At 59.3% G+C, this 13,765-nt stretch carries 11 protein-coding genes; all 11 read left to right on the top strand.

Annotated elements, in window-relative coordinates:
- Window positions 1–74: 74 nt before the first annotated feature.
- The 11 genes from EXW71_RS07305 to EXW71_RS07250 all read left to right on the top strand — a co-directional run bounded on the left by EXW71_RS07305 (window position 75) and on the right by EXW71_RS07250 (window position 13,689).
- Window positions 75–1,631 (top strand): sigma-54-dependent transcriptional regulator, encoded by a 1,557-nt coding sequence (locus EXW71_RS07305; protein WP_134656903.1) that lies wholly within the window; start codon window positions 75–77, stop codon window positions 1,629–1,631.
- Window positions 1,632–1,961: 330 nt separating this feature from the next.
- Complete coding sequence (locus tag EXW71_RS07295; RefSeq protein WP_123715566.1) at window positions 1,962–2,702, top strand: flagellar basal body rod protein FlgF; 741 nt, start codon at window positions 1,962–1,964, stop codon at window positions 2,700–2,702.
- Window positions 2,703–2,770: 68 nt separating this feature from the next.
- The gene (gene flgG / locus EXW71_RS07290) at window positions 2,771–3,556 is read left to right on the top strand and encodes a flagellar basal-body rod protein FlgG (protein ID WP_123715567.1); all 786 of its coding nucleotides are present in this window, start codon (window positions 2,771–2,773) and stop codon (window positions 3,554–3,556) included.
- A 53-nt stretch (window positions 3,557–3,609) separates the two neighbouring features.
- Window positions 3,610–4,305 (top strand): flagellar basal body L-ring protein FlgH, encoded by a 696-nt coding sequence (gene flgH / locus EXW71_RS07285; RefSeq protein ID WP_060756053.1) that lies wholly within the window; start codon window positions 3,610–3,612, stop codon window positions 4,303–4,305.
- Between the two features lie 6 nt (window positions 4,306–4,311).
- Window positions 4,312–5,421, top strand: coding sequence for a flagellar basal body P-ring protein FlgI (locus EXW71_RS07280; protein WP_134657869.1), 1,110 nt, complete (start codon window positions 4,312–4,314; stop codon window positions 5,419–5,421).
- Window positions 5,422–5,425: 4 nt separating this feature from the next.
- Window positions 5,426–6,688 (top strand): flagellar assembly peptidoglycan hydrolase FlgJ, encoded by a 1,263-nt coding sequence (gene flgJ / locus EXW71_RS07275; RefSeq protein ID WP_134656901.1) that lies wholly within the window; start codon window positions 5,426–5,428, stop codon window positions 6,686–6,688.
- Window positions 6,689–6,698: 10 nt separating this feature from the next.
- On the top strand, window positions 6,699–8,735 hold the full coding sequence (flgK, locus tag EXW71_RS07270) for a flagellar hook-associated protein FlgK (RefSeq protein WP_134656900.1): 2,037 nt from the start codon (window positions 6,699–6,701) through the stop codon (window positions 8,733–8,735).
- Window positions 8,736–8,749: 14 nt separating this feature from the next.
- Window positions 8,750–10,333 carry a flagellar hook-associated protein 3 gene (locus EXW71_RS07265; protein WP_134656899.1) on the top strand — a complete coding sequence of 528 codons (1,584 nt, stop codon included), beginning with the start codon at window positions 8,750–8,752 and terminating at the stop codon, window positions 10,331–10,333.
- Between the two features lie 278 nt (window positions 10,334–10,611).
- The gene (locus tag EXW71_RS07260; RefSeq protein WP_134656898.1) at window positions 10,612–11,541 is read left to right on the top strand and encodes a ketoacyl-ACP synthase III; all 930 of its coding nucleotides are present in this window, start codon (window positions 10,612–10,614) and stop codon (window positions 11,539–11,541) included.
- Window positions 11,542–11,808: 267 nt separating this feature from the next.
- Window positions 11,809–13,254 carry a flagellin gene (locus tag EXW71_RS07255; RefSeq protein WP_134656897.1) on the top strand — a complete coding sequence of 482 codons (1,446 nt, stop codon included), beginning with the start codon at window positions 11,809–11,811 and terminating at the stop codon, window positions 13,252–13,254.
- A 75-nt stretch (window positions 13,255–13,329) separates the two neighbouring features.
- Entirely contained in the window at window positions 13,330–13,689 is a 360-nt protein-coding gene (locus EXW71_RS07250; RefSeq protein ID WP_060756047.1) for a flagellar protein FlaG, read from the top strand.
- The last annotated feature ends 76 nt before the right edge of the window (window positions 13,690–13,765 follow it).

The raw sequence follows: 13,765 nt of genomic DNA, 5'->3' as shown, positions 1-13,765 counted from the left end.
GTCACATAATCTTGACGACTATCTACGCCGAGCGACAAAAAGACGCGGCGCCTTCCCACTTTTCGGGCCTTTTCATGCGTATCAAAGTGCACTGCCAAAACCGTATCGGCATTCTGCGGGACATTCTCAACCTGCTGGTGGAGTACGGCGTCAACGTCGCTAAGGGCGAGGTCGGCGGTGAGCAGGGCAACGCGATTTATCTGTTTTGCCCGAACCTGGTGAACATGCAGTTCCAGGCGCTGCGTCCCCAATTCGAAGCGATTGCCGGGGTGTTTGGCGTCAAGCGGGTTGGGCTGATGCCCAGCGAGCGGCGGCACATGGAGCTCAATGCGCTGCTCGGTGCCCTTGAGTTTCCGGTGTTGTCGATCGACATGGGCGGCTCCATCGTCGCCGCCAACCGCGCCGCTGCGCAGTTGCTCGGGGTGCGGGTGGACGAGGTACCGGGCATACCGTTGTCGCGTTACGCCGAAGACTTCGATTTGCCGGAGTTGGTGCGCGCCAGCAAGTCGCGGATCAACGGCCTGCGGGTCAAGGTCAAGGGCGACGTGTTTCTGGCGGACATCGCGCCGCTGCAATCGTCCGAGCATGATGACAGCGAGGCCATGGCCGGCGCGGTGTTGACCTTGCACCGCGCCGACCGTGTCGGTGAGCGTATCTACAACGTGCGCAAGCAGGAACTGCGCGGCTTCGACAGTATTTTCCAAAGCTCCAAGGTCATGGCGGCTGTAGTGCGTGAAGCCCGGCGCATGGCACCGTTGGATGCGCCTCTATTAATAGAAGGGGAAACCGGCACCGGTAAAGAGCTGCTCGCCCGTGCTTGTCACCTGGCCAGCCCGCGTGGTCAGTCGCCGCTGATGGCGCTCAACTGCGCAGGCCTGCCGGAGTCGATGGCCGAGACCGAACTGTTCGGCTACGGCCCTGGCGCGTTTGAAGGCGCACGGGCCGAAGGTAAGCTGGGGCTGTTGGAACTGACCGCGGGCGGCACGCTGTTTCTCGATGGGGTGGGGGAAATGAGTGCGCGCTTGCAGGTGAAACTGCTGCGGTTTCTGCAGGACGGTTGCTTCCGCCGCGTAGGCAGTGATGAAGAGGTGTACCTGGATGTACGCGTGATCTGCGCCACCCAACTGGACTTGTCCGAGCTGTGTGCCCGTGGCGAATTCCGCCAGGACCTTTACCACCGTCTCAACGTGCTGTCCCTGCACATTCCACCGCTGCGCGAATGCCTCGACGGCCTGGCGCCGTTGGTTGATCACTTCCTCGATCAGGCCAGCCGGCAGATCGGTTGCCCCTTGCCCAAGCTGGCCCCCGCCGCGATGGATCGTCTGAGTCACTACCATTGGCCAGGCAATGTGCGTCAGTTGGAAAACGTGCTGTTCCAGGCGGTGTCGTTGTGCGAGGGCGGCACGGTCAAAGCCGAACACATTCGTTTGCCGGACTACGGCGTGCGTCAGCCGCTTGGCGATTTTTCCCTAGAGGGCGGCTTGGAGGAGATTGTCGGGCGGTTCGAGAAAGCGGTGTTGGAAAGCCTGTATGCCGAGCACCCCAGCAGTCGGCAATTGGGCAAGCGGTTGGGCGTGTCCCACACCACCATCGCCAATAAATTGCGCGATTACGCAATCCTCAAGTCCTGATGCCACCGTGTGCAGGCGCGAGCTTGCTCGCGAAAAACCCAAAGGCACCACGTTCATTCAGGCAGCACGCGTTATCGCTGACGTTTTTCGCGAGCAAGCTCGCTCCTACAGAAGATCTTAGCCGGCGGCATCAGGCAAGCTGGGGTTTGCCGCGGGCGGCAGTAGTCCGCCGTTTTTTCGACTATTTCCTGACCTTGAATTTTCAAGTCCCCCCGGAAAACCCCCGCCCCGCCTGGACTTTCTGTTCTTTTTAAAAGTTGGTTCGCAAATTGCTTAAGCCTCCTCAGTACAGCGGTGGGCGGCAAGCGTCCGTCAGAAAGAGGAAAGAGCGTGGACAAGTACCTTTATGTGGCAATGACCGGCGCCAGCCAGAATGCACTGGCGCAGAAGGCCCATGCCAACAACTTGGCGAACATTTCCACCAACGGTTTCCAGCGTGACCTGGAGCAGGCGCGTTCGATGCCGGTGTTCGGTGACAGCTTTCCCGCGCGGGCGTTCGCATTGACTGAGCGACCTGCCACCGACTTTTCCCCGGGCGCCATGATTGAAACCGGCCGCGACCTGGATGTGGCCGTCAGCGGCGACGGCTGGATGGCCGTGCAAACTCCGGACGGCGGCGAAGCCTACGTGCGCAGCGCCAGCATGAATGTGGATGCGCTGGGCGTGCTGCGTGCCGGCAACGGTATGCCGATCATGGGCAACGGTGGCCCGATTGCCGTGCCGCCCCAGCAGAAAATCGAAGTAGGCGCTGATGGCACCATCAGCATCCGTGCCATGGGCGAAGGCCCGCGAGTGATGGCCGAAGTGGACCGTATCAAGCTGGTTCATCCCGACCTCAAGAACATGACCAAAACCCTCGATGGCACCATCCACACCAAAGACGGCAAGCCGGCCCAGGCCGACGCGAACGTCAGGCTGACCTCGGGCTTTTTGCAGGCGAGCAACGTCAATGCGGTGGAAGAAATGACCTCGGTTCTGGCGCTTTCCAAACAGTTCGAGCTGCACATCAAGATGATGAACAGCGCCAAGGAAGACGATCAGGCCATGACTCGCGTTCTGTCGATGAGCTGAAGCCGGCGACGACCGACGACTAATTTTGCAACGCGGCGCCAACAAACAGGCGCACGAAGGAGAACAACATGCTTCCGGCTCTATGGGTTGCCAAAACAGGTCTGTCCGCCCAGGACACCAACCTGACCACCATTTCCAACAACCTGGCCAACGTGTCGACCACGGGCTTCAAACGTGATCGCGCCGAGTTCCAGGACTTGCTCTACCAGATCAAACGCCAGCCGGGTGCTCAATCGACCCAGGACAGCGAACTGCCGTCGGGCCTGCAACTGGGTACCGGTGTGCAGATCGTGGGCACCCAGAAGAACTTCAACGCCGGTAACCTGCAACAAACCGGTCAGCCACTGGATATGGCCATCAACGGCCGTGGGTTCTTCCAGATCCTGCAGCCCGACGGCACCACGTCCTACACCCGTGATGGTACCTTCCACCTCGATTCCAACGGCCAGATCGTCACCGCCAACGGTTTCGCGCTGGAGCCGGCCGTGGTGGTTCCCGCCAATGCCAAGACCTTCACCGTGGGCAACGACGGCACCGTGTCCATCACCGTGGCCGGCAACCCGGCGTCGCAGGTGATCGGCAACCTGCAAACCGCAGACTTCATCAACCCGGCCGGCTTGCAGGCCATAGGTGGCAACCTGTTCCTGGAAACCGCTTCCAGCGGCGCGCCGCAAATCGGCACTCCGGGCCTGAACGGCTTTGGCACCACCCTGCAAAGCACACTGGAAACCTCCAACGTCAGCACCGTTGAGGAGATGGTCAACATGATCACCACCCAGCGCGCCTACGAGATGAACTCCAAGGTGATTTCCACTGCCGACAAGATGCTTTCGTTCGTTACGCAGAATCTGTAATCAAGTCTATGGGGCGCTCTTGAGGGCGCCTGCAGCACCGTGAGGTAAGGGTCATGAATCGCTACGTTTCTGTTCTGGCATTGAGTGGGATCGCCGTGCTCGCGGGCTGTGTCGCCCCGACGCCAAAACCCAATGACCCGTACTATGCGCCGGTGTTGCCACGTACACCGTTACCGGCGGCGGCCAACAATGGCTCGATCTACCAGGCCGGTTTTGAACAGAACCTGTACAGCGACCGCAAAGCGTTCCGCGTGGGTGACATCATCACCATCACCCTGAACGAGAAGACCCAGGCCAGCAAGAACGCCAACTCGCAGGTGGGCAAGACCAGCAAGACCAGCATCGGCCTGACCTCTTTGTTCGGTGGTGTGCCTAATACCAACAACCCATTGGGCAGTGGCGACCTGAGCTTGAACGCTGGTTATTCCGGTGACCGTGCCACCAACGGCAAGAGTGCGGCGGGGCAGGGCAACAGCTTGACCGGTTCGATCACTGTGACCGTGGCCGATGTGTTGCCCAACGGCATCATTGCCATACGGGGTGAGAAATGGATGACCCTCAACACCGGTGACGAGCTGGTGCGCATTGCGGGTATGGTGCGAGCCGATGATATTTCCACCGACAACACCGTGTCATCGACGCGGATTGCCGATGCGCGCATTACCTACTCGGGTACGGGTTCGTTTGCTGATGCGAGTCAGCCGGGCTGGTTCGACCGTTTCTTCCTTAGCCCGCTGTTCCCTTTCTAGGTGATCATTTTGAAACTCAAACAGCTGATGGCGGCAGCACTGTTGCTGTCCCTGAGTGCAGTCGCCCAGGCCGAGCGTCTGAAGGACATCGCCAGTATTTCCGGCGTGCGCTCCAACCAGTTGATCGGTTACGGCCTGGTGGTCGGGCTCAATGGCACGGGTGACCAGACCACCCAGACGCCGTTCACCCTGCAGACGTTCAATAACATGCTCTCGCAGTTCGGTATCAAGGTGCCGGCTGGCTCGGGGAATGTGCAATTGAAGAACGTTGCGGCGGTGTCCATCAGTGCCGATTTGCCGGCGTTTTCCAAGCCGGGGCAGGTGGTGGACATTACCGTATCGTCCATCGGCAACTCCAAAAGCCTGCGCGGCGGCACATTGTTGATGACGCCACTCAAGGGTATCGACGGCAACGTCTACGCCATCGCCCAGGGCAACCTGGTGGTGGGTGGTTTTGATGCCGAAGGTCGCGACGGTTCCAAGATCACGGTCAACGTACCGTCGGCCGGCCGCATTCCGGGTGGCGCCACGGTCGAGCGCACGGTGCCGAGCGGTTTCAACCAGGGCAACAGCCTGACGTTGAACCTCAACCGTTCCGACTTCACCACCGCCAAGCGTGTGGTAGACAAGGTCAACGACATGCTCGGCCCCGGCGTGGCCCAGGCCATCGATGGCGGTTCGATCCGTGTGACGGCGCCATTGGACCCGAGCCAGCGCGTCGACTACCTGTCGATCCTGGAAAACCTTGAGGTCGACCCAGGCCAGGCGGTCGCCAAAGTCATCATCAACTCGCGTACCGGCACCATCGTGATCGGTCAGAACGTCAAGGTTTCGCCGGCGGCCGTGACCCATGGCAGCTTGACCGTGACCATCACCGAAGACCCGATCGTCAGCCAGCCTGGGGCGTTGTCCAATGGCCAGACGGCGGTGGTACCCCGTTCGCGGGTCAATGCTCAGCAAGAAGCCAAGCCGATGTTCAAGTTCGGCCCCGGCACCACCCTGGACGAGATTGTCCGCGCGGTGAACCAGGTGGGCGCAGCGCCCGGCGACTTGATGGCGATCCTCGAAGCTCTGAAACAGGCCGGCGCCTTGCAAGCCGACCTGATCGTGATCTGAGGCCATGGCCATGGATATGCGCAAGAGCGGGATCAGCAGCACAGCGGATTCGGGGGCGTACTCCGACCTGAATCGGCTTAACCAGCTCAAGGTCGGCGACAAGAACAGCGACGGCAATATGCGCAAAGTGGCGCAGGAGTTCGAGTCGCTGTTCTTGAGCGAGATGCTTAAGTCCATGCGCTCGGCCACCGACGCCCTGGGCGAGGACAACCCGCTGAACACGCCGGCTGCCAAGCAGTATCAGGAAATGTACGACCAGCAGCTGGCAGTCTCGATGTCGCGCGAAGGCGGCGGTATCGGCCTGGCCGACGTGCTCATGCGCCAGATGCAGAAGAACAAACCGGTGGACGCCCAGGCGGCCACCTTGCAAGGCCCGGCAGCGGATGCACCGGTCAAGAAAGTCGATGTGCCGACTGAAATTGCGGCAGGTACTCAAGCGGATGGCCCGCTGGGTCGCTCCAACGGCCAGCGTCCGTTGTGGGCTTATCGTGTGGCGGTGCCGGAAGGCAACAATGCCCACGCCAATGATATGGAGCTGATGAACCAGCGCCGTATTGCGGTACCGAGCAAGCTGACCGATCGCCTGCTGGCGGGCATTGTGCCGACCACGGATGCCACAGCCGCCGCCAAAACCGCGCCGCTGCGCAACAGCGCCGCCGAGGACAATGTGATCAACACTGCCGCCCACAGCTTTGCCGTGCCGAGCGGGCGTATGCAGGTGTATGGTCGCGCCATTGCCCAGCCGCCACTGGCGCCGGCGAAGAAAGCCTTCAGTTCGCAGGATGAATTTGTCGCCACCATGCTGCCGATGGCCAAGGCGGCCGCTGCGCGTATTGGTATCGATCCGAAGTACCTGGTGGCCCAGGCCGCGCTGGAAACCGGTTGGGGTAAATCGGTGATGCGTGCCGAAGACGGCAGCAGCAGCCATAACCTGTTTGGTATCAAGGCCGGCCAGAGTTGGCAGGGCGGTCAGGCGCGTGCGATCACCAGCGAGTTTCGTGATGGGGCGATGGTCAAGGAGACGGCGCAATTCCGTTCCTATAACTCCTATCAGGACAGCTTCCATGACCTCGTGACATTGCTGCAAAGCAATGATCGCTATAAAGAAGTTGTGAAATCAGCCGACAACCCGGAACGCTTTGTTCGCGAGTTGCAAAAAGCCGGTTATGCCACCGATCCGGACTACGCCAGCAAGATTTCGCAGATCGCGAAAACGATGAACAGTTATCAGAATTACGCCGCCGCGGGCGCGACCACTCATTTATAAGGTCTGAATCATGAGTTTGCTCAGTATCGGGATGTCAGGGCTCAATGCCGCTCAAGGGTCGTTGTCGGTCTTGAGTAACAACATTGCCAACGTCAATACCCCGGGATACTCGCGTCAGCAGACCACTCAGAACGCCAGCGCCAACAATCAGTACGGTGGAGTGTTCATTGGCAGCGGCACGACCCTGGCCGATGTGCGGCGCATCTATAACGATTTCCTGGGTGCGGCCTATCAGAGCAGTACCGCGCTCAACAGCGACGCCGCCGCCTACGCGGGCCAGGCTGCGGCCATCGACAAGACCCTGTCGGACAAGACCACCGGCATGTCGGCTGCGCTCAGTGCTTTTTTTGCCTCCCTGCAGACCGCTGCCGCCACGCCCAGCGATGTGTCCGCCCGGCAACTTCTGGTGACCAGTGCCCAGACCCTGAGCAACCGTTTCAACTCGATTTCCACGCAGTTGACCCAGCAGAAAGAAACCATCAACGGCCAGTTGGGCACTTTCAGTGATCAGGTTAACAAGCTGACGTCGTCGATTGCCTCGCTGAACAGTCAAATTACCAGCGCTCAAGGTTCGTCGACCAGTGCGCCGAACAACTTGCTGGATGCACGCAACGAGGCCGTTCGCTCGCTCAATGAGCTGATCGGTGTCACTGCCACCGAGAAGAACGGCCAGTTCAGTATCACCACCGGTACGGGGCAATCGCTGGTAGAGGGCAATATCGCCAATACCATTTCGGCTGTGCCCAGCAAGACCGACAACAGCCAGTACACCATCCAGCTCAATATGGGTGACACGCCGATGGATATCGGCAATGTGGTCAGTGGTGGCTCTATCGGCGGCCTGTTGCGTTATCGCAGTGATGCGCTGATGCCGGCCATTAACGATTTGGGGCGCATTGCCATTGCCACCGCTGACAGCGTCAACAGCCAGTTGGGGCAGGGCTTGGACCTGAACGGTGATTTCGGTTCTTCGCTATTCAGCGATATCAACAGCGCGGCAGCTATTTCCCAGCGCAGCCAGGCGGCTTCGGGTAACAGCGTGGGCTCGGGCAACCTGAATGTAACGATTGCCGATAGCAGCAAGCTGTCGACCTTCGACTACAAGGTCACTTTCACCAGCGGCAACCAGTACAACGTGGTGCGTTCCGATGGCAAGGCCATGGGGTCGTTCGATACCACCACCACGCCGCCGCCGATGATTGATGGTTTTACTCTGGCGCTGGATGGTCAGGGGCCGATGGCTGCGGGGGACAGCTTCAAGGTCAGCCCTACCGCCACCGGTGCCAGCAACATCGGTATCAGCCTCAAGGACCCGAACAAGCTCGCGTTTGCCGGGCCATTGGCAGGCAACGCCAGCAAGACCAACACCGGTACCGGCGTGTTCACCCAGCCGACATTGACCGTGCCGATCGATATCAATGGCGGGGCGGCGACTGCGCAATTGCGCACCGGGATCGAAAACTCAATGCCGGTGAAGATGGTGTTCGGCAAGCCTGCCGCGGATGGCACGCAGCCTTATACCGTCAACGATGCCCAAGGCAATCCTATCGGTACGGGCAGCATCATCCCGGGCCAGGGCAACAAGATCACCGTCAACGTGCCGATGCGTGACGCCAGTGGTGCGTTGATTCCCGGCCAGAGCTTTGGCTTCGACACCACCGTGTCCGGCGCGCCTGCCAACGGCGACAGCACGACGTTCTCCTTCAACAGCGGTGCCACCTCTGATGGCCGCAACGCCCAGCAGTTGTTGGGTTTGCAGACCAAGGCGACGGTCGGCGCAGTGGATGGCAACGCAGGCGTGAGCCTGGTCAGTGCCAACAGCCGGTTGGTTTCCCAAGTGGGTTCCAAGGCAGCCCAGGCCAATACCGACAGCGCCGCCACCGGCGCCTTGCTGGCGGCGAACAAGGCAGCCAGCAACTCGGTGTCCCAGGTCAACCTGGATGAAGAAGCGGGCGACATGATCAAGTTCCAGCAGTACTACACCGCGTCGTCGCAGATCATCAAGGCCGCGCAGGAAACCTTCAGCACATTGATTAACGCCCTTTAAAGGAGGCTGGGACTATGCGTATTTCTACACAGCAGTATTTCGATACCAGCTCTACCAAGTACCAGGATAATTATTCAGGTGTGGTGAAGGCCCAGGACCAGGCGACTACCGGTGTGCGCGTGCAGACCGCTTCGGACGATCCCGTTGCGGCAGCCCAGCTCCTTTTGCTGCAGCAGCAGAAAGACATGCTGGGGCAGTACGGCGGCAACATCACCAGCCTGCAAAACTCGCTGACCAACGAAGAAAGCGTCTTGCAGAGCATCAATACGGCGTTGGGCACAGCCAGCGGCCTGGCGCTGCAGGCCGGGAACCAGCGGCTCAGTGATGATGACCGCAAGGCCCTCGCCAGCCAGGTAGGTGCGCTTGAGGATCATGTGCTGAGCTTGCTCAACAGCAAGGACTCCAGTGGCAACTATATGTTCTCCGGGGCCAAGACTGACACGCCGCCCTACAGCCGCAATAACGATGGAACCTACTCCTACCAGGGTGACGAGACACCGCTGAGCCTGCAGGTGTCGAATAACCTGTCGATTGCCGCGGGTGATACCGGTAAGGCGTTGCTCGAAAGCTCGTCCAATACTGGACGCACCCAGGCCACGTTGCTGCCGCCGGCGGTCAATGACGGCACGGTGGCGATTTCAGCGGGGCTGGTGACCTCCAGCACCAACTACATCAATAATTTTGCCGACGGCCAGCCGTATAAGCTGACCTTCGCCAGCAGCACCCAGTACAGCGTAACCGACAAGGACGGCAACGACGTGACGTCCGAGATCACCGGTAACGGCACGTTTGACGCCAGCAAGGAAGGCGGTTCAAGCGTCAACCTGCGCGGGGTCAAGTTCGACATTTCCCTGAACCTGGGCTCGAATGTAGCGCCAGGTGCCGCGTCGGACGCGCTGGTGGTCGGCAAGGCGTTCACGCTGGAAAGCAAGCCGGATACCTTCAGTGTTTCGCGCACCGCCAGCAATGCATCTACGGCACAACTGAGCGGTGGCAGCGTCACGGACCAGGCCGCTTATGCCAGCACCTTTCCCAACGCGGGTGCGGTCATTAAATTCACCAGCGGCACCGATTATCAAGTGTTCGCCCAGCCCTATGGTGCCAACAGCAAGGCTATTGCCAGTGGCACCATCGCTGCTGGCGCGACTTCGATCACCACCGCCGGGGTGACGTTTGGGATTAGTGGTACGCCGGGTGCCGGCGACCAGTTTTCGGTCGGTGCCACCAGTAACAAGAATATGAATGCGCTGGATACCTTGAGTCAGCTGCGCAAGGCTCTGGAAACGCCGGTGGATGGCAATCAGGTTGCCATGAACCAGCTCAAGGACGTGGTGAACACCAGCATCGGGAATATCGCCAATGCCACGGCACAGATCGACCAGGTGCGCGGTTCCATCGGGGCACGCCAGAATGCCTTGGATATCCAGAGCGATGAGAACACCAGCCTGAGCCTGGCGAATACTTCTACTATGTCGTCGTTGGCGAATATCGATATGGGGCAGGCTGCAATCAACCTGACGCTGCAGCAGACCATGTTGCAAGCCTCGCAGTTGGCTTTCGTGAAAATCTCTCAGTTGAGCCTGTTCAGCCGCATGTAATCAGTGTTGGAAAAAACGGCCCACCCTGGCAAACAGGGTGGGCCGTTGTCGTTTCTGGGGCCTGGAATGTTGCCGGGTTTTGCATAAAGCGCACAAAATTGAGTGACCTGTGAGTCATAAAGCGCATCTTCACTGTATCGTGTGAAAAGGATAAGTCGTCACAGGGTCCTTGCAGGGCGGCTTTCAGCGAAATTTTTACGGGGTTTTCCCCTTTATTGTCAGCACTCCAGGCGCAGTCCGAGGGGTGTTCTCCAGCTATTTAGTATTGGGAAGCCACAATGATTGGCATAAAAAGCATCGCCAGTTACGTGCCGGCAGACGGGGTGGATAACTACGCCCAGGGCGCCAAATTCGCCAAGGATGAAGATTTCATCATTGGCAAGATCGGGTCGGCGTTCCTGCCGCGCAAGGACGCTACGCAGGAAACCTCCGACCTGTGCGTCGAGGCGGTCAACGCTTTGTTTGCCAACAACCCGCAGTTGAAGCGTGAATCCATCGACGCGCTGATCGTCGTGACCCAGAACGGCGACGAAGAGGGCTTGCCCCACACGGCAGCCATCGTCCAGGACAAATTGGGCCTGCCCACTCATGTGGCCGCGTTCGATATCTCCCTGGGCTGCTCCGGCTATGTCTACGGCATCTATGCGATGAAGGGCTTCATGGAGGCCACGGGCCTGAAAAACGGCCTGTTGATCACCGCCGACCCGTATTCGAAGATCGTCGACCCGGAAGATCGCAACACCACCATGCTCTTCGGCGACGCTGCCACCGCCACCTGGATGGGCGAAGACGCGCCGTGGTTGCTGGGTAAGTCCAAGTTCGGCACCGACGGTTCCGGCGCACCGCACTTGAAGGTCAGCGATGGCGTGTTCTTCATGAACGGTCGTCAGGTGTTCAACTTCGCGTTGCTCAAGGTGCCGGCACATTTGCACGAGCTGCTCAACGAATCGGACCTCAAGGCCAACGAGATCGACGCATTCTGCATTCACCAGGGCAGTGCGGCGATTGTCGATGCCGTGGCTCGTCGTTTTGAAGATGCACCGGTAGAGAAATTCATCAAGGACATGGTCGAGACCGGCAACACCGTGTCGTCGAGCATTCCGTTGCTGCTGGAAAAGCACATGATGGACGGCAGCTGGAAGCGTGTCGCCATCAGTGGCTTTGGTGTGGGTCTGTCATGGGGTTCGGCGATTCTCCATCGTTCGTGATGCCCTGGTAACACCGCACACAAAAACGCCCAGGCTCGAAAGAACCTGGGCGTTTTTTATTTGACGTCAGAAAACCCAGCAATTGCTGGGCTTTGGGCTATCGTAAATGCTTGAATTGCAAGGGGTGGCCTCGTGCTAGTAAAAAAAATCAAAAAAGTCCTCAAGAGACCTGCATTCACGACGATAACTATTACGAAGGTTCTCTAGGCCACACCCGGCGGTTGCCAGGGCCGGAAGCCGCAGTACACCACCCACGAGGATTTCGTCATGGCATTAACAGTAAACACTAACCTTGCTTCGTTGACCGTTCAGAACAACCTGAATAAGGCTTCCGGCGCCCTGCAAACTTCCATGCAGCGTCTGTCCTCCGGCCTGCGTATCAACAGCGCCAAAGACGATGCGGCCGGCCTGCAAATCTCCAACCGTCTGACCAGCCAGATCAACGGCCTGGGCGTTGCGATCAAAAACGCCAACGACGGTAGCTCGATTGCTCAGACCGCTGAAGGCGCAATGCAGCAGTCCACCAACATCCTGCAAAGCATGCGTACCCTGGCTCTGCAATCCGCCAACGGCTCGCCAAGCGCTGAAGACCGTAAGTCGAACCAGGCTCAATACGCTGCTCTGACCGCTGAATTGACCCGTATCGCTACCACCACTACTTTCGGTGGCAAGAACCTGCTGGACGGTTCTTTCGGTACTACTTCGTTCCAGGTTGGTGCTAACGCTAACCAGACTATCGACATGAGCATCGGTAACGTTGCGGCCAACAACATTGGTTCGCAGCAGCTGAAAACCCAATCCCTGACGCCTTCGGCAACAGGTATTGCTGGTGGCGCGATCACCGTTACCGGTGGTGGCCAGTCTGCAACCGTTACCCTGGCAGCTGGCGCTTCCGCCAAGCAGATCGCTGCTCAAATGAACGGCGCCGTCGGCGGCCTGGCTGCTAGCGCCAGCACCGAAGCTCAGTTCACCGTGAACGCGGCTACCATTGGTGCTGCTACTCCTCCGAACGCTAACTTCACCCTGCAAGTGGGCAGCGGTGCAGCCGTTCAGTTCACTGGCGTGACCAGCACTTCCGACCTGGCTAGCCAACTGGCGTCCAACGCTGCCAAGCTGGGCATCAGCGTTAACTACGATTCGTCGACCAACGCTCTGTCGGTCAAGTCCGACACCGGTGAGAATCTGACCTTCAACGCTGGTGACGGCGGTGCTGCTGGTATCTCGGTTGCAACCAAAGACGGCAACGGTACCTACGGTACTGCTACTGCACTGGCCGCCACCGCTATCGTTGCTACCGGTGCTGTTTCGCTGAACTCCTCCAGCAGCTACGCGCTGAACGGCGCTGGTGTAGCCGGTGTGTTCGCTGCCGGTGCTGCTACCGCTGCCAACTCCACCAAAACCACCGTCAACAACACCGACGTTACTACCGCTGCCAACGCGCAAAACGCGATCGACGTGATCACCCAGGCGATCTCGGACATCGACTCCCAGCGTGCCGGCCTCGGTGCTGTACAAAACCGTTTCGACAACACCGTTGCCAACCTGCAGAGCATTGCAGACAACTCCAGCGCCGCTCGCGGTCAGATCCAGGACGTTGACTACGCTGCAGAAACTGCTCAGCTGACCAAGCAACAAACCCTGCAGCAGGCTTCCACTGCGATCCTGTCCCAGGCCAACCAACTGCCAAGCGCTGTACTGAAGCTGCTTCAGTAATAGCCAATGGCAGATGACTGACGGAAGGGCGCGTTTACGTGCCCTTTTGTCTTTTGCGTGATGAGGTGACTGGACATGGACATGAGCGTCAAGTTGAACCTGTCTTATCCTGCGGCGCCGCCGCAGAGCGCGCCTGCCCCTGTGAGCAACGACTCGCAGACAACCAAGGTTAAGCCTGCGGTTGCCGCGGTCGAAACCCAGCAGGACTCGAAACCGTCCGACCTTAAACAGGCGGTGGCGGATATTCGCAAATTTGTTCAGGATGCCCAGCGCAACCTGGAATTCTCAATCGACGACTCTACCCATCAAGTGGTGGTCAAAGTCATTGCGACCGACAGCGGTGAAGTGATCCGTCAGATCCCTTCGGAGGCCGCATTGAAGCTCGCACAAAGCCTTCACGACGCCAGTAGCGTGCTGTTTGACGCGAAAGTCTGAGCTGGCATGAATTTTGTTGCTGTCGCTTCTTAAGGCGTCATCCGTCAAGAAAGCGCCAGCCCCGGATCAGGAGAAC

Origin of the sequence: Pseudomonas sp. BCA17, from assembly GCF_004519405.1 — a bacterium.
In the GTDB taxonomy this organism is placed as follows: domain Bacteria; phylum Pseudomonadota; class Gammaproteobacteria; order Pseudomonadales; family Pseudomonadaceae; genus Aquipseudomonas.
The sequence above is the reverse complement of the archived record's forward strand: the minus strand, read 5'-3'. Positions and strand labels throughout refer to the sequence as shown.